Below are 16,383 nucleotides of genomic sequence, written 5' to 3'. Positions count from 1 at the left end.
GTCAAACTCTGCTGCATCTGTTTTTTAAAGTCATATCCGCCAGAACTATTGCGGTCATAGCTTCTACAACGGGAACAATCCTAGGACAAAGGCAGACATCGTGGCGGCCTTCAATTAAAATGTCGCAGGCGTTTCCATTCATGTCCACAGTCTTCTGGGAAAGATAGATGCTTGGAACAGGCTTTATCGCCGCCCTGAAAATTATATCATCGCCCCGTGAAATTCCGCCGAGAATTCCGCCTGCATTATTTGTGCTGAACTCAAAGCCGCTTTCCATGAAATCATTGTTTTCCAAGCCGGTTGAATCCGCACACTCAAAGCCGCTTCCGAATTCAATTCCCTTTACAGCTCCTATCGACATAACGGCATGGGACAAAACCGCATCAAGCTTGTCAAACACAGGCTCGCCCAGGCCGGCAGGAACTCCCCTTGCAACGCACTCAACAATGCCGCCGCAGGAATTTTTGCTCATCTTGAATTCTTCGACTTTTTTCTGCATAAGAATAGCAGCATCCTTGTCGGCCGCGCGCATCAGGTTTTTTTCTATTTCAGAAAAATCAACTTTGCTTCCCTTTATTCCGGCGGCCTCTTTTGTGTACGCAAAAATTTCAATTCCCTGTGTGCGCAGAAACATCTTGGCAAATGCCCCGGCTGCAACCCTTGCACAGGTTTCGCGCCCGCTGGCTCTTCCTCCGCCCCGGTAATCCCTTATACCGTATTTTTTGTAATAGGAAAAATCCGCGTGCCCCGGGCGAAACAAATTCTTTATATTGTCGTAGTCAGAAGAATGTTGGTTTGAATTGCGCACTAAAACAGCTATCGGAGTGCCTGTGGTTTTTCCCTCGAACACGCCGCTCAGAATTTCCGCACAGTCAGATTCCTTGCGCTCTGTTACGGCAGCTCCCTTTGCACCGGGACGTCTGCGAGCCATTTCATGCTGAAGAAATTCCTCGTCCACATCAATTCCGGCAGGACATCCGTCTATTATACAGCCCAGCCCTGCGCCGTGGCTTTCTCCGAATGTTGAAACTCTAAAAAGTTCGCCAAATGTACTTCCTGACATATCATATTCCTTATAAAAGAAAACTTCAAAACGATTTTAACGCAATTTATTTATCAACTCAACACGGCTATGGACATCAAGTTTTTTAAAAATTTTCTTGTTGTGGCTTGCAACAGTTCCAGGGCTTATGCAAAGTTCATCCGCAATTTCCTTGTCGCTTTTCCCGGAAATTATAAGCTCTGAAATCTGTCTTTCTCTCGACGAAAGTTTTTTTGCAGGATCGTCAGTTTTTTCCGCGCTGGCATCCACCAAAGCTGTATCTTCCGCCTTGCCCCGCTCTGTCCTTGTCTGGGCGTTCTTTTTGTATGAAGAAAATCTTGTCTTGTTTATAATGACGCTTCTGTCCGCGGAATTTTCAACACGGCAAAAATCAAGCGCAACAGAAAATTTAAATTTTCCGTCGCCCCCTGAAACAGAAAGAGAGCCGCGGTAAATTTCAGCCATTTGCATGATAAACGTAAAATTGCGCCTGTCATTTTTTGATTCAATGCAGCGCAGAACTTCCTGCTCATTTTTGGCATCTATTTCCGCCGAAACACTTAAAACAAAATTCTCATCGGCATCTTTCAGGCAGACCGCAACACCGCTTCCCGGCACAGAAACTTCTATTACGGAATTTAAAAATGATATAAAAAACAATTCTGCAATGCGCATGTCGGCCAGAATCAGCGTGCCGGGATTTACAAGCACCGAATGTGACAGCGCGACCTCTCTGGACGAAAAACAAATTTTTGAAGCCTGAATGCAGCTCAAAAAAAATTCCGTGAGCAGAATCGGATGCTCTTCCAGACAGCTTCGGTCATTGTACGTTGTAAAGCCCGCGATTATGTCGCTTATTTTGGCGGAATTTATTTTTACAATTTCTATATACGAAACAGCCCTTGGAGCAAAAATCTGCCTTGAAAGAATATCCACCATGCTCAAAATCTGCATGGAATCAAACATAATGCCCTTGAAAAGCCCATTCATCAAATTGTTCTGGACAGCAAGCTGTGAATTCTGCGCGCGGATTTTTTCCAGCTCGGACTTTGACTCCTGAATTTCCAGGCATATTTTCTGCGCTATAAAAAAAAGCACCGGCATTGTGGAAATCAGAAAAAAACAGAATGACAGCATGAGCGAATCCTCTGCCAGAAAATCAAAAAACGCATTGGAGGATTTTATCCTGAAAGCCCGGGAAATCTGCATCATCGAAAAAAACAAAGTCTGCGGAATCCAAAGCAGCATAATTATCCTTGTGTTCTTTTCCACCGCCCCAAGGCAAAAAGCCACGGAAAGAACAAAGAAAATCTTTGATACAATAGAAAGAATCGTATACGAATAAAGCATCATGGATTCTTCCTGAACAGTAAAAAGAAGCGCATAGGAAACAACAACAAGCTGAATTGCAATCGGAGAAATTTTTCTATATGCAGAGCCGGAACATTTTTTCAACGCACAGCACGCCGAAAAAAATAAAAACAGAAAAACCGAAGTTTCAAAGCAATACTCAAGCCTATTGAAAATAAAAAACGGCACTGAAAATTCCCTCAGGAAAAACAGACCTCCGCCCCTCGCCTGAATCTGGAACAAAAAGTAGAACAAAGACGAAACAGACAAAAAAAACACCATGAGCCGCCGCATCGAAAGCGCATATATAAAAAGTATTACAAATATACAAAAGCTCACGCCCAGAACAGTGTACAGCTTTATAAAGTAAATCCGGCACAAATGAAAAAAAACAAGATCCCTGAAAAGCTTTACTGTTATAAAATTTCCGCTGCGGTTCATTATCCTGATACGAATATTGCAGTCGGAAGAACACAGCGAATCCCCGAAAACAGGAAAAGAATGAAAAACATCCATTTTGCTTTCAGTGCCATTGGTGCAGCTGTATCCTATCTTTCCTAAAAAATGATACTGCCCGTCCCGCTTTTCATAGAATTCAGCTGAATCTATGCGGTCTTTTCCAAACGACACAATACAGTGATGAATTTCAGAAACCTCAGGGCGTATATCAAGCCACAATGCGCCCTTGTAAGAGCCTGAATTTCCAGTGCCATACACATTCTCAAAAAGGCTGTCATCAATATCGGCAAGAGTTTTTTCACCCGTGGAATCAACGTAATACTTTATATTAACAGGGATTTCATTCTTTGATATTTTTTCTTTTGCAGCGGCCGGATAAAAAAACAGCAGCAGAACAGCAGACAAGAAGAGTGAACGGCTCTTAATTTTCATAACTGAATTATAACCTAAGTTATTCAAAAATCAAATAAAAATTACCATTATTTAGGTATAAAACTACCATTTTTATGGTATATTAGCGAATTTTTCAGGTGTTTATGATTCAAATCAATAAAGCTGAAGAGATTATATATATCGGAAACCCCGGAAAACGTCTGTTTTTAGAGGTTTCCTATTGTTTTTTCATAATTTAGAAAAAACACAGACCGTTCTGCCAATATTACAGGGCGGTCTTTTTTTTTGCCCGGAAAACACTCTGCCGTGCCGGGCAGAAACTTTCACTGCGTTGCTTTTTTTCTATAAAAGTGCAATAATCAACTGAAAAAATTATTTGGAGGTCCTATGATTAAGTTACGCGGTACTTTTACAGCAATGATAACACCCATGAACACTGACAGTTCAATAGATTACGAGGGCTTCAGGAAACATATAAAAAACCAGCTTGAAGGCGGAATAAACGGTCTTGTTCCTCTGTGCACAACAAGCGAGACACCTACTCTCGACGAGGCTGAGGAAGAAAAGATGATTGAAATCATCATGTCCGAAAAAAAAGCCTGGGAGCAGGAAAAAGGCGTAGCAGTGCCTGTTATTATGGGAGCTGGAAGCAATAATACACAGGATGCTGTCAGATATACAGAAAGAGCAAAAGCCGCCGGAGCCGATGCCGCGCTTGTTGTTACACCATATTACAACAAACCGTCAAAGGAAGGCATTTTCCGGCACTTTGAGGCAGTTTCAAAAGTCGGCATTCCGATTGTTGTTTACAATATACAGGGAAGAACTGGAGTGAATATTCCCACAGATGTTCTTGCACGCATAGCGGATCTTCCGAACATTGTAGCCGTAAAGGAAGCGAGCGGAAATATTTCGCAGATGATGGATGTTATTGCAAAAATAAAATCAAAGCATCCTGATTTTTCAGTTCTTTCAGGCGACGATGGTCTTACCCTGCCTCTTATGGCTGCCGGCGGTGACGGTGTTATTTCTGTTGTTTCAAATCTTGCACCTTCGCTTATGACAGAAATGGTCACAGAGTGCCTGAACGGCGACTTTGAAAAGGCAAGGAAAATCCACTACAGGCTGCTTCCTTTCTTTAAGGCGGCTTTTGCGGATGGAAATCCAACTTCAATAAAGTACGCGATGAATTTCAAGAAACTTCCAGCAGGCTCTGTAAGGCTTCCGCTGGTTGAAGTTTCAGATGAAGCGAAGAAAATAATAGAAGCTGCACTGAAGGAATGTGGCCTTTAGGAAACCTCGGAAGCTTCAATTTCAAGAGGTTCCCCTACGAATAAAAACAGAGGTATTTTTATGGAAAGAATTAAAGTTGGCGTGCTTGGTGCAACGGGAATGGTCGGTCAAAGATATATAAAGCTGCTTGAAAACCATCCATGGTTTGAAGTTTCATACGTTGCAGCCTCTCCGCGCTCGGCAGGAAAAAAATACAAGGATGCCGTAGCAAACAGATGGCTTATCGGCGCAGAAATTCCAGAAGGAGTTGCTGACCTTACAGTCCAGGATGCAAACGATGCAAAATGCGCGCTCGGAAAATGCAGCTTTGTATTCAGCGCACTGGAAATGGACAAGGATGCTATAAAGTCGCTTGAAGCGGAATATGCTTCGGAAGGTATTCCTGTTGTTTCAAACGCAAGCGCAAACCGCTGGACAGAAGATGTTCCGATGCTTGTTCCGGAAATCAACTACAGCCACCTTGATGTAATAGAGGAACAGAAAAAGCACCACGGCTGGGAAAAAGGCTTTATCGCTGTAAAGCCAAACTGCTCGCTGCAAACATACATGATGCCTCTCCATGCGCTGATTCAGGCCGGCTATCCTGTAAAGAGAATGATTGTTACAACTCTTCAGGCAACAAGCGGCGCAGGCTACCCTGGAGTTTCTTCGTTTGACATGATTGACAACATTGTTCCGTACATCGGCGGCGAGGAAGAAAAAACAGAAAAGGAATGTCTCAAAATCCTTGGAACGGTAAAAGACGGCAAGATAGAAAACGCAAAGCTTCCGGTTGTTTCTTCAACATGCACCCGTGTTCCTGTTGTAGACGGACACACAGCCTGCGTTTCACTTGAATTCGATCTGCCTGAAGACAAAAAGCCTTCTCTTGAGGAAATTGAAAAGGTCTGGACTTCATACAAGTCTGTGCCTCAGGAGCTGAATCTTCCAAATGCGCCGGAGCATCCTATTGTTGTGCGCCATGAAGAAAACCGTCCGCAGCCACGCCGTGACCGCGAAACTGAAAAGGGAATGGCCTGTGTAATCGGACGACTGAGAAAATGCAACGTGTTTGACGTAAAATTTATAGCTTTAAGCCACAATACCAAGCGCGGAGCTGCTCTCGGAGGAATTCTGAATGCAGAGCTTTTAAAGGCAAAGGGATTTTTTGATTCGCTCTAAAAAAGCGCAGAGAATAAAACTGCAAGCTATATGCTGAAGAAAACGGCAGACGGTCATAGTAAAACATGGCTGTCTGCTGTTCTTTTTACAGCGCACAACGCCCGGAAGGACAAAGCAGGGCACAGGTAAAAATGGACAGAGAAGCACTTCATAATTCAATTCTCAGCAATGCCTCTATTTCTTTTTCACGCTCAGGCGGAAAAGGCGGACAAAACGTAAACAAGGTAAACACAAAAGTCCGCCTTTCAATTCCTGTTTCAAAAATTTCAGGGCTTTCAGAAAAAGAATATGAGCTTCTGGCAAAAAACTGCAAGCCGTTTATAAATAAAAATTTCGAGCTTTTCACAGACTGCGAGGAAACAAGATTTCAGGGGCAGAACAGAAAAAATGCATTTGAAAGACTTGAAGCAAAAATAATTGCGGCGGTAAAAATCACAAAAAAACGCATAAAGACAAAGCCAACAGCAGCCTCAAAGGAAAAACGCCTGAAATCTAAAAAAATCAGATCCTTGCTCAAGCATCAGAGACTGGCTGTTGACTTGCCTTAGAAAGATTCAGTTTTTGCTCTTCCCCTTATCTGGAAAGAATTTTCATAAACCTGCCTTTTCCGCTGACTGAAATTTCTTCCCCGGGAAAAACGGCAACTATGTCTTCAGGCTCTACTGCCAGGCTGCTTCCAGAAGATGAAATCTGAACACCGTTTCCTTCAAGCAGAAAAAGCAAGGTTGTTTCAGAAGCCCTGAAAGAATTTCCATCAAAAAATTCAAGTGAAAAATATTCACATTCAAATTTTCCGGGAAATGCACCCGGCTCAGAAAGTGCGCAATTTTTCAGCGATGCAAGGCTTTTCTGAACATGAAGCTCCCGCGGACGTCCCCAGTCATACATTCTGTAAGTGATATTGCACGACTGCTGAACTTCCAGCACACGGATTCCTTTTCCGATAGCGTGAACAGTACCGCTCGGAATAAAAATAAAATCGCCTTTGCGCACATTTATAAACGACAGGTCATTTTGGAAAGTGCCTTCGTTTATTGAATTTTCAATATGCGCTTTTGAAATATCCTTTTTTACTCCATAGGCAAGTCTGGAATCCGGCTCGGCGTCAAGGACATACCAGCACTCTGTTTTTCCGCAGGCATCACCGCCTTCAAGCTGACGGGCAGTTTCATCATCGGGGTGAACCTGAACAGAAAGCGTTTCGTTCGCCTGAATTACTTTTACAATAAGCGGATAATTTTTTCCGAGGGCCTCCAAAAATTCCTTCTGGCAGCCGTCGGAATGAGTTGAGGCTATCCACCGTTCATAGCCCCAGATTTTATCGCACTGAATAGGCTTGAGTTTTATCATCAGAGCCTCACTTTATTATATCGTATTTTTTGATATACGAAACAACCTCGTCCACGGTTGTAAAGCAGAGGGCTGTGTTTGTGTCCGCCGCGCCGTAGTAAATGGCGACTCTGTTTGTAGCCGCATCCACAAGAGCCGCGCAGGGGAATACAACGTTTGCAACAAAGCCACGCTCTTCATATTCTGTTTCCGGCGTAAGGATGAAATTTCCGCAGCGGTGAAGAACTTTGGAAGGATCATTCAGGTCAAGAATTGCCGCGCCCATTGAATACACAAAGCCCGAGCATGTTCCTGTAACGCCGTGATAGAACAAAAGCCAGCCTTCCTCAGTTTCTATCGGAGCACAGCCAGCGCCGATTTTTACAGACTGCCACCATTCACTTGATTTTCCCATAATCCACTTGTGGTTTCCCCAGTGCAAAAGGTCATCGCTCTCAGAAAGGAAAATGTCGCCGAACGGAGTATGTCCGCTGTCAGACGGCCGTGTCATTATAAGATATTTGCCGCCGATTTTTTTCGGAAAAAGCACTCCGTTTCTGTTGAATGGCAAAAAACCGTTTCCTTTGGAAGTAAAGGTTTTAAAATCTGTGGTTGTCGCAATTCCTATTGAAGCTCCGTGGAAATCTGTGCACCAGATAATATGGTAAACATTGCCGATTTTCACAAGCCGCGGATCATAGGCATAATTCGGGCTTACATCATTTCCGTTTTCATCGCTGATTTTTATTTTTCCAGAACTGAATTTCCAGTTGAGCGCATCATCGCTGAATCCATAGTACAAATAAGGAATTCCGTTGCAGGTTTCCGCGCGGAACACACCGACAAAACCGCCGTCTTTCCAAGTGGCAACTGCGCTGTTGAAAATGCGAGTTACATTCGGAAGAGGATTTCTTCCAATAACAGGATTTTTTGAATAGCGCCACACAGGAACATCGCAGCCTTCGGGTCTGTCTTCCCAAGGCATATTCGGAATTGATTCACCTATAACTTTAATCATTTTTTTCTCCCATAAAAATTTCAATTTTTCTAAAGAAGCTCTAAGCGTACAAACTTTCAGAAGCTTCCTTATGATTTATTCATATACTGAAGATTTTTTTTGATAAAACTGTATCTCTGCTTTACACAGTCCGCTGAACGGCCGGGGTCTGACGGTGTGTTGAAAACATAATCAGACAGCTTTTCCAGCGTTGTAACTGCAACATGAAGCCTTGTGTCGCTTGAAGCATAGTAAACGTAAACATTGCCGGAAGGTGTAACAGCGGCTCCGTTTGTGAACACAACATTCGACACATCGCCTACACGCTCGCTGCCCAGCGGTCCTAGGAAAAGCCCGGAAGGCTCTGCGATTACCTTTGCAGGATTTTCCAAATCAGTTGCAAAGCAGTAAAGCACATACCTAAGTCCGGCGGCGGTATTTCTGACTCCATGCGCTATGTGAATCCAGCCGCGGTCTGTTTTTATAGGAACTGCTCCGGCGCCGTTTTTCACTTCTGTAATAGTGTGATATTTTCTCTGGCTTGAAATTATCTCTTCGTCAATCACGGCATTTTCTATGCTGTCCGACAGTCCGAATCCGATTCCGCCGCCGCTTCCAGTGTCAATAAAATCGTCCATCGGCCGGGTATAAAACGCATATTTTCCATTTACAAATTCAGGCAGAAGAACAACATTTCTCTGCTGCGGTGAATGGAGCGTTTTTAAATTTGAAAGCCTTTCCCAGACCTTCAAATCCTTTGTGCGGACAATTCCTGCACAGGCAACAGCCGCGCTCAAATCCTTGGAAGATTTATCTTTGCTTTCCGAACAGAAAATTCCGTATATCCAGCCGTCTTCATGCTGGGTAAGGCGCATATCGTAGACATTTGTTTCGTCCGGGTAAGAATCCGGAAGCTGCACAGGATAATCCCAAAAGCGGAATCCGTCAACACCGGAAGTGCTTTCAGCAACCGCAAAAAATGATTTTCTGTCAGCGCCTTCCACACGCGCAACAAGATAAAATTTTCCATTTATATAAAGCGCGCCGGAATTCATCACAGCGTTTATTCCGAGCCGCTCCATAAAGAACGGGTTGGTAGCCGGATTCATGTCATATTTCCAAAAGAGCGGAACATGATTTCTTGTGAGAACCGGATTTTTGTAGCGGTCAAAAATGCCGTTGTAAAAATCGCTCTTTTCGTTTTTCAGCGCAATAAGAGATTCATACTTTTCAGATTGAATTTTCAGATTCTGTTCAAAATTCATTTTATCACCTTAATCCTTGATATTATTTCAAAGCACATACGTCCATTGTGGTACGGACATTTCCACGGCTCAACTATGGGCTGCCTTGTAGAAGGCTTACGCTCAGAGTCAACGCACCAGAACCACTCGGAGCCGTCGCGCTTGTCAACTATGTAATTTTTGATATAAGTCCATACAGCCTGCGCCGCATCAAGAAATTTTTTGTCGCCTGTTTTCTGATATGCGTTCATAAATCCGACCACGGATTCCGCCTGAACCCACCAGACACGTGTTTCATTGTTTTTTCCACATTCACACTCATTCAGGACAGAATTATCCCTGTATGCGGTTTCAAGAATTCTGTATGGAATAGTTTTTGTTATCGGAGAAATTTTTTCGGAAAGAACTTCATTTCCAAGAATTTCAAGTGTCCTGTCTACAAGCCATGAAGTTTCTATGTCGTGTCCATAGGAATACAAGTCAATCAGCGAGTTGAAATTTTTATCAAAGAAAACTTCCTGCCGCTGCTTGGATGGATTCCATATTTTTTCTAAAAACTGATTCAGAATAAAAACAAGCTTCTGCCTGACATCAGCATTTTTGGTTACGCGGAAAAGCTCTGTGTAGCCTTCAAGCACATGAAGCAGAGTGTTCATTGTACGCTCGGCGGTAACTCCATTTTCACTGAGCTTGTCATTTTCATTCGGAGAGAAATCCGCAGTAAAGGATTCAAGGTAGCCTTCCTCATCACGGCAGCGTTTTTCTATTGTTTCATAAAGAGAAAACGCCACATCCAAAGCAGTGCGGTCATGGGTAATATCATAATAGCTGGACAGCGCATAAATCGCAAATGCCTGATTGTAAGTATGCTTTGTCGAATCAAGGACATTTCCCTGCGCATCAACAGACCAGAACACACCGCCGTTTTTCTTGTCAAAGAATTTTTCACAGAGAAATTTATAGGCGTGCCTTGCATACTCAACCAGACTCTTGTCATTCAAAAGCTTATAGGCATTTGAAAAGAACCACAGAATCCGGCTGTTGAGAATACATCCCTTTTCTGAATCCCGGTGAAGATTCAAGTCAAAATCAACAAGCCCATAAAAACCGCCCCGGCTATCATCCTTCATTTTTTTCCAGAAAGGAATGATATGATAAATAAGTTCACTCTCAACCTCAGCAAACATTTCTTCAAGCACTTTCCTGCTCCTATAAGAATTTTCACAAAACATTATGGCGAACAGCAAACAGCCACATTCAGGCTGTTCACCGCTCCCTAAAAATTCAGACAAACCTTGAGCTTGCGGTTCTGCTAATCCTTTTTGTAAAGAACAATATCATCAATGTACACAGGGCCGCTGTATTTTACATAGCCCAATGTCGGGCACACTGTTACAAACGTGTATGCCGGGTTCTGAAAGAATTCAAGCGAAACCGAAACCTTGTAATACTGCTTTCCGTCATCAAGCGTTACAACAGGAAGATTTTCCAGAAGACAGTTGTTTTCCTTAAGACCGGTTTTTACCCAGCCTGGATCAAATGCAACATAGGGCTGAACGCCGGGAAGTTTTTCCTCTTCGTTTTTCTTTGAAGCGTGGGCAACAGCCTTGTCTTTTTCATAGTAAAATGTAAAATCCATTTTTGAGGCATCGGCAACTTCCTTCATGTCTCCGAATTTGACCTTCAGCTCTTCCCACGAATTTTCTCCTGAGCAAGAGCTGTCAACTTCGACCATGCCGCCGTTCAGCTTTGTGTGCCGGATGCTTTTTATTTCAGCCATATACGCGCCCATGGAAGATGCATTTTCAATTCCGTCTGCAAAGTCATAATGCTTTATTACGCTGTATGTAACCTTGTTTGAAATTGTGATTTGATTTGATTCTGTTTCAAGCGAAGAGCCGTCGCTCAGGGAAAACACAACCTTTACTGAAAGCACAGTTCCGTCAGGGAAAACCTTTGCGTTTGCAAGCGTGTCGAATTTTATTCTATAAGAATCCGATGCCGCATTGTAATTCAGCGTGCGCGGAGAAGCAGCAGGAGCATCATTGATGTACAGCTCAGCGCGCTTGACTTTCAACGATGAATCCGAGCCGCCCATGAATTTTGCGGAAATCTCAAAAACACCCTTGGCATCCTGTGCGCATGCAGGATTCAAAAGATAAACACGCGGCTCTGAAAGATAACGAGGACTTCCGCTGCCTGAAAAAAGAGAAGCGTAGTCTGCAAGAAGAGCCGAAACAGGCGAACCGTCATTTCTGATTCTGAATCCGTCATAGTCATCGTAAATCCCATCGCCTCCTTCCGCCAGCTCATAGGTATTGGAAGAAGTAAGAATCCAGAACATGGAACCTGCAAGCCCTTCGTTGTATGCGGTTGAATTCCATACATCATAGGCTGCCATCCTGTTCAGCTTTCCGGCAGAAGAAGTTCCGTACTCCTCAAGCACTACAGGCTTTTTTGCGGCGCGGCCAGACTCAGCATGTTTTTTTATATATTCATCTCCCCAGTTCATCTGCGCGCTTTCCGCAATTCCCCATGTTTCTGGATACAAATGGAATGTTCCGTAATCAACTGTCTTTATGCGCAGAAGAGAATCAAAGTCAGTTCCCTCATGCCCGTTGTAGCAAAATTCCCCTTCGCCGGCATAGGGAACAAAACCCTGTCGCTTCATAAAGCCTTCGTCGCCTACTGCGCAAAGCTGATTAGGAGCAAGCTTCTTTACAAATGCGCTCATTTCCGTAACCCAGGCTTTGACGGTTCTTCCGCTTTTATCCTTTGGATTGCGAGGCTCATTCATAAGCTCCCATGTCATTATAGTTGGATCTTCGTTGTAAGGAATTCCCGTGTATGAATTTTTTCTTGTAACAAGGAATTCAATAAATTCTTTATAAGTTTTTTTGCAGCCGGAATCTGTATAAAAATCCTCTGGATTTTTAAGACCGAACCATTCCTGCCAAGTTGATGCATTCATAATTCCGCCGAATGCATCCCAGTAATTATTCATGGCAATTACAAGCCGGATATTTCTTTTTGCAGCCTCTGCGACTGTAAAATCAAGCCGCTCAAAAACATCGCGCGGATAGCCGAACTGCTCGGGTGTCTTTTTATTTTCAGCCTTGTATTTTTCCGGCACTCCAAAAACTCCGGGCGTATCCATTCCATGCGAATTATGGTCAGTGTTAGGGCCGAACTGAAATCCCCAGCAGCGCAGAACGGTCACGCCCATTTTCTGGGCATCATCAAGAACATCGGTCACCATTTTGTCCGTGGAATAATGCATATAATAATTATTCGTGCCGGCAAATCGGAATTCGTTTCCGTTCAGCATAAATTTCCCGCCCTGCACTGTCACAAATTCGCCGCTGGAAGAAGCCGAACATGAAGCAAGGAACATAAACAAAGCACAGGCAAAAGCCGCTGGTATTTTTTTTACAGTATTCACACGCATTTTGCTACTCCTTTACAGAACCGGTAACCATTCCACCGTAGATGTAACGCTGCAATGAAATGAAAGCTATGAGTGTCGGAATAACTGCAATGACTACACCGGCACAGATTACAGGCCAGTTAGTTCCAAAAGGCCCCTTGAATTTATAAAGCGATGTTGAAATAACCTGGAGCGATTTTTTGGGCATATACAAAAGCGGATTGTAAAAATCATTGTAGAGATTCACGCACTTCAAAATAAGAATAGTCACTGTCGCAGGCTGAAGCAGCGGAAAGATTATCCTTACAAAAACCTGAAAATATCCCGCGCCGTCGATAATCGCAGACTCGTCAAGCGACTTTGAAATATTGTTCAGGAACTGAAGATAAATCATAATAGCAATAATGTCCGTGCCCATGGAAAGAATAATCACGGACAGATGAGTGTTGTACATTCCCAGCTTCTGAATTATCTGGAAAGTTGCAACCTGGGTTGTTATTGTAGGAATAAGCGAAATCCACAGGAACATCTGGCGCACAATCTTCTTCATCTTAAAGTTGAAGCGGCTCAGAACAAACGCTGTCATAGAGCCGGTCACAACAGTTCCTGCCCCGGAAAACAAAATCAGCAAAAATGTGTTCCAGAATCCAAGAAGCATATTTCCCTTTATAAACGCTGTCTTGTAATTTTCAAACAGAAATCCTTCCCTTATCTTTGCCCTGATGACGGTGCAGTTTTCCCCTGAAACAACAGCTCCTGAAGCCTTTAAAGATTCACAGTCGTCTTTTGAAACAGGAATAAAAACTTCCTCGCTCCCGGCAGAAAGCTCCGCCCTCGCAATTTCCCTTCCGGAAGAATCGGACACTGCGATAAAACAGTTTTCCGCGCCGTCCTCTATTTTGTCATAAAGAAACAAAAATCCGCTGAAATTTCTGGAAGAAAGAATTCCGCTTTTCAGCTCAATCCTGCTTCCGCTCCCCAAAGTTTCCGCGCCCTTCCATATTTCGTTGTTCGACTCGAACTTAGGAAGATCAAACGGACGGCTTCTGTTGAATTCCTCTCCTGTCTTGAACGAACCGAGAAAAACAACAAGAATCGGAAGAACAACAGTCAGCGCGGAAAAACACAAAAGAATATATTTGAGCCATTTTACTATCTGGCGTTCGTGTATTTTTGAATTCATAGCTATACCTCGCAAAAAACATGGGCAAAGTCATCTCTGGAAATTTTAAGTTTACAGAGATTTCACGCTCCGATTTTTTTAGAAAACTTCAATCTATTCGTTTCCTTCATCCACACCGAAAATTTTATTCTGGATAAATGAAATCAAAAGAACCATAATTGTAAGAACGATTGCCATGGCGGAGGCAAGTCCGATTTTGTTGAATTTGAATGCGGTGTCCATTGTCTTTATGACAAAAGTTGAAGAGCCGTTTCCGCCGCCTGTCATGATGTACGGAATTTCAAATACGCTGACCGCGCCCTTCACTGCAAGAATCGCATTTATCTGAAGAACAGGAGCGATTCCCGGAAGAATTATATATCTGAATTTCTGCCATGAATTCGCACCGTCCAGAGAAGCCGCCTCAAAAGTAACCTGCGGAAGCGACTCTATCGCCGCCACGAACATAACAATATTGAAGCCCATGTACCTCCATATAGAAGTGAAGGACAGGGAATAATTTACAAGCTTAGGATTTGTAAGCCACAGCGGAGTATCTTTCACACCCATGAAATTCAGGAACGAATTCAAAGTTCCTGTGTCCTTGAAAAAATACGTAAAGATAAAACCGATGGCTACGCTGTTTATAAGATTCGGAAAAAACAGAACTCCCTTAAAGAAATTGACTCCCTTTATTCTTGTGCAAAGAATAACAGCGAACAAAAGCGCAAGGGCAAGCTGAACAAATGAGCCTACAAGATAATAAATGCTTACTGCAAAAACCTTGAAATACTCAGGCCGTGAAAAAACTTCTATGTAGTTTTTTATTCCTATGAACTGCTTCTGACCAAGGCCATCCCACTTTAAAAAACTGTAGCCGAACATATTGATAATCGGAAGAAATCCGAAAACAACTACAAGCAAAAGCGGAACTAACAGAAATGTGAAAATCACAATTTTCTGCTGTTTTTTTATCGAAAGTTGTATTTGGTTTTTCATTGTAGCTCCCATTTTCACCTGGCGGCGTTTGCCGTGCAGTGCCGCCAGATGCTATTTGCGCAAAAAAAATTGCGGAATCCAGTCCGGCGGAATCCGCATAGACTGGAAACCCCTAAAGTTTTAGGGCTGTCCCGGAAACCTGTTATTGAAAAGCTTCCGGGGCTTCCTTTATTTTACATATTCGGCTCTTGTCTTTGCCCAGCGTTTATTCCAGTCAGCCATGATGTCGTCAAATGTTTCCTTTGTTGTTCCCATTGCGGCATCGATGATTCTCTTTTTCTCAGGATCGCTCCAGAAGCCGATTTCAGACTCCTTGTCAATCTTGTCATAAACGCCTTCGTACTGCGGCTCAGCAGGAGCAGACTCTATGTACTCAACTCCCATTTCGCCAAACGAATCCAAAACAGCAGGATAAGGCTCACCCTTCTTTACAGGAATAGACTCTGTGTACTGCACCCAGTCTGTTTCGTCTGAAATAAATTTTATCCACGCATAAGCTGTCGCCTTGTTTTTGCTGTACTTGTTTATACACAGCGGCATATCAAGCTGGGCTTCCGCGTACTTCTTTCCTTTGATTTCAAACGGGAACGGCATATAACCGATTGTTTCAGGACGGGCGGCAAGGTCTTTCACCTGCTGAATTGCCCATGAACCGAGAACCATGCAGCCGATTTTTCCGTCGGCAAGATCCTGCTTTGACTGCTCCCATTCAGAGGCAAGAAGATCCTTTTCGCAGAGTCCGCGCTTTACAATTTCGTACATCATCTTGTAAAGCTCATAATGGCCGTCGCCGGGAACAAACGGAGCATCCTCGTGTATGATTCTGCGCTTGTACTCAGGCTCTCCTGATGCGCTCAGAAGTCCGCCTTCCCACTGGTTCAAAGTCCAGCCGGCAGGATAATTCATGAACACTGGAACAGCATCAGTCTTGTCCTTGATAGCCTGCATTGCGGCATAGAATTCCTCTGTTGTTCTTGGAACTCCCACACCGGCTTTTTCAAACACAGACTTGTTGTAGACAATTCCTGCGCTCACAGTTGCAACCATAGGATATGTGTAGACAACTTCCTTGTAGGAAATCGCATTTGAAGTTCTTGTGAAGTTCATCACCTTGTCAAAATCCGTAAGCGCACCGAGCGGCTCAAAATATTTTTCAAAGTCAATCGACTGAATGTTCGGGCGGCACAAAACATCGCCGTATTCCTGTGTGCCCATGCGGGTTCTTATTGTTCCCTCATAATCTGTAATGGCTTCGAATTCAACTGAAGTTCCAGGATACTTCTTTTCAAAAGCCTCCTTGTACTCCTGAAGCTTTGTGTCCACAATATCAGTTCTGTTTGTAAGAACAACGATGCTTCCCTCTACTTTGCCTTTAATGGAACTTTCGCCCACTTTTTCTTTTGAACAGCCCGCCACAAGAATAGACAGCGCAGCCATTGAACACAGCAATGTACTCTTTTTCATTTTTCCTCCTTACGAAAAATCACAGCTTGCATTAAGGAGCAGCCCCTGAAAATTCACCAAATA

Annotated in this window: 13 protein-coding genes; 3 read left to right on the top strand and 10 right to left on the bottom strand. The window is 43.4% G+C overall.

Going from position 1 to position 16,383, the window contains the following annotated elements; all coding sequences use genetic code 11:
• Position 1: 1 nt before the first annotated feature.
• Both aroC and ACI4L0_RS06555 read right to left on the bottom strand, forming a co-directional pair.
• Positions 2-1,063, bottom strand: a complete 1,062-nt coding sequence (gene aroC, locus ACI4L0_RS06560) for a chorismate synthase (RefSeq protein ID WP_439799371.1) — start codon at positions 1,061-1,063, stop codon at positions 2-4.
• A 36-nt stretch (positions 1,064-1,099) separates the two neighbouring features.
• The gene (locus tag ACI4L0_RS06555) at positions 1,100-3,283 is read right to left on the bottom strand and encodes a response regulator transcription factor (protein WP_439799370.1); all 2,184 of its coding nucleotides are present in this window, start codon (positions 3,281-3,283) and stop codon (positions 1,100-1,102) included.
• A gap of 348 nt (positions 3,284-3,631) precedes the next feature.
• Between ACI4L0_RS06555 and dapA the strand changes: the two genes are divergently transcribed.
• From dapA to arfB, 3 genes are all read left to right on the top strand, one after another.
• Positions 3,632-4,537, top strand: coding sequence for a 4-hydroxy-tetrahydrodipicolinate synthase (gene dapA, locus ACI4L0_RS06550; protein ID WP_439799369.1), 906 nt, complete (start codon positions 3,632-3,634; stop codon positions 4,535-4,537).
• Between the two features lie 60 nt (positions 4,538-4,597).
• Positions 4,598-5,698 carry an aspartate-semialdehyde dehydrogenase gene (gene asd / locus ACI4L0_RS06545; protein WP_439799368.1) on the top strand — a complete coding sequence of 367 codons (1,101 nt, stop codon included), beginning with the start codon at positions 4,598-4,600 and terminating at the stop codon, positions 5,696-5,698.
• A gap of 131 nt (positions 5,699-5,829) precedes the next feature.
• Positions 5,830-6,246 carry an alternative ribosome rescue aminoacyl-tRNA hydrolase ArfB gene (gene arfB, locus ACI4L0_RS06540; protein ID WP_439799367.1) on the top strand — a complete coding sequence of 139 codons (417 nt, stop codon included), beginning with the start codon at positions 5,830-5,832 and terminating at the stop codon, positions 6,244-6,246.
• A gap of 25 nt (positions 6,247-6,271) precedes the next feature.
• On the opposite strand, the gene ACI4L0_RS06535 is transcribed toward arfB, so the two are convergent.
• From ACI4L0_RS06535 to ACI4L0_RS06500, 8 genes are all read right to left on the bottom strand, one after another.
• Positions 6,272-7,048, bottom strand: a complete 777-nt coding sequence (locus ACI4L0_RS06535) for a type I phosphomannose isomerase catalytic subunit (protein WP_439799366.1) — start codon at positions 7,046-7,048, stop codon at positions 6,272-6,274.
• A 7-nt stretch (positions 7,049-7,055) separates the two neighbouring features.
• A complete protein-coding gene (locus tag ACI4L0_RS06530) occupies positions 7,056-8,045 on the bottom strand; it encodes a glycoside hydrolase family 130 protein (RefSeq protein WP_439799365.1) in 990 nt (329 codons plus the stop codon).
• Between the two features lie 68 nt (positions 8,046-8,113).
• Positions 8,114-9,289, bottom strand: a complete 1,176-nt coding sequence (locus tag ACI4L0_RS06525; protein ID WP_439799364.1) for a glycoside hydrolase family 130 protein — start codon at positions 9,287-9,289, stop codon at positions 8,114-8,116.
• Positions 9,286-10,467, bottom strand: coding sequence for an AGE family epimerase/isomerase (locus ACI4L0_RS06520; protein ID WP_439799363.1), 1,182 nt, complete (start codon positions 10,465-10,467; stop codon positions 9,286-9,288). The genes ACI4L0_RS06525 and ACI4L0_RS06520 overlap by 4 nt, the downstream gene beginning before the upstream one ends.
• A gap of 113 nt (positions 10,468-10,580) precedes the next feature.
• Entirely contained in the window at positions 10,581-12,716 is a 2,136-nt protein-coding gene (locus tag ACI4L0_RS06515; RefSeq protein WP_439799362.1) for a cellulase family glycosylhydrolase, read from the bottom strand.
• A 4-nt stretch (positions 12,717-12,720) separates the two neighbouring features.
• On the bottom strand, positions 12,721-13,878 hold the full coding sequence (locus ACI4L0_RS06510) for a carbohydrate ABC transporter permease (RefSeq protein ID WP_439799361.1): 1,158 nt from the start codon (positions 13,876-13,878) through the stop codon (positions 12,721-12,723).
• 93 nt (positions 13,879-13,971) lie between these two features.
• Entirely contained in the window at positions 13,972-14,856 is an 885-nt protein-coding gene (locus ACI4L0_RS06505) for a carbohydrate ABC transporter permease (RefSeq protein ID WP_439799360.1), read from the bottom strand.
• 168 nt (positions 14,857-15,024) lie between these two features.
• The gene (locus ACI4L0_RS06500; protein WP_439799359.1) at positions 15,025-16,320 is read right to left on the bottom strand and encodes an ABC transporter substrate-binding protein; all 1,296 of its coding nucleotides are present in this window, start codon (positions 16,318-16,320) and stop codon (positions 15,025-15,027) included.
• Positions 16,321-16,383 lie beyond the last annotated feature (63 nt).

Origin of the sequence: Treponema sp., assembly GCF_051883275.1 — a bacterium.
Lineage (GTDB): Bacteria > Spirochaetota > Spirochaetia > Treponematales > Treponemataceae > Treponema_D.
This window is presented reverse-complemented; position numbering and strand designations above follow the sequence as displayed.

Coding starts and splice junctions, on each gene's coding strand:
- aroC (WP_439799371.1), bottom strand. CDS start 1,063: ATGTCAGGAAGTACATTTGGCGAACTTTTTAGAGTTTCAACATTCGGA.
- ACI4L0_RS06555 (WP_439799370.1), bottom strand. CDS start 3,283: ATGAAAATTAAGAGCCGTTCACTCTTCTTGTCTGCTGTTCTGCTGCTG.
- dapA (WP_439799369.1), top strand. CDS start 3,632: ATGATTAAGTTACGCGGTACTTTTACAGCAATGATAACACCCATGAAC.
- asd (WP_439799368.1), top strand. CDS start 4,598: ATGGAAAGAATTAAAGTTGGCGTGCTTGGTGCAACGGGAATGGTCGGT.
- arfB (WP_439799367.1), top strand. CDS start 5,830: ATGGACAGAGAAGCACTTCATAATTCAATTCTCAGCAATGCCTCTATT.
- ACI4L0_RS06535 (WP_439799366.1), bottom strand. CDS start 7,048: ATGATAAAACTCAAGCCTATTCAGTGCGATAAAATCTGGGGCTATGAA.
- ACI4L0_RS06530 (WP_439799365.1), bottom strand. CDS start 8,045: ATGATTAAAGTTATAGGTGAATCAATTCCGAATATGCCTTGGGAAGAC.
- ACI4L0_RS06525 (WP_439799364.1), bottom strand. CDS start 9,289: ATGAATTTTGAACAGAATCTGAAAATTCAATCTGAAAAGTATGAATCT.
- ACI4L0_RS06515 (WP_439799362.1), bottom strand. CDS start 12,716: ATGCGTGTGAATACTGTAAAAAAAATACCAGCGGCTTTTGCCTGTGCT.
- ACI4L0_RS06510 (WP_439799361.1), bottom strand. CDS start 13,878: ATGAATTCAAAAATACACGAACGCCAGATAGTAAAATGGCTCAAATAT.
- ACI4L0_RS06505 (WP_439799360.1), bottom strand. CDS start 14,856: ATGAAAAACCAAATACAACTTTCGATAAAAAAACAGCAGAAAATTGTG.
- ACI4L0_RS06500 (WP_439799359.1), bottom strand. CDS start 16,320: ATGAAAAAGAGTACATTGCTGTGTTCAATGGCTGCGCTGTCTATTCTT.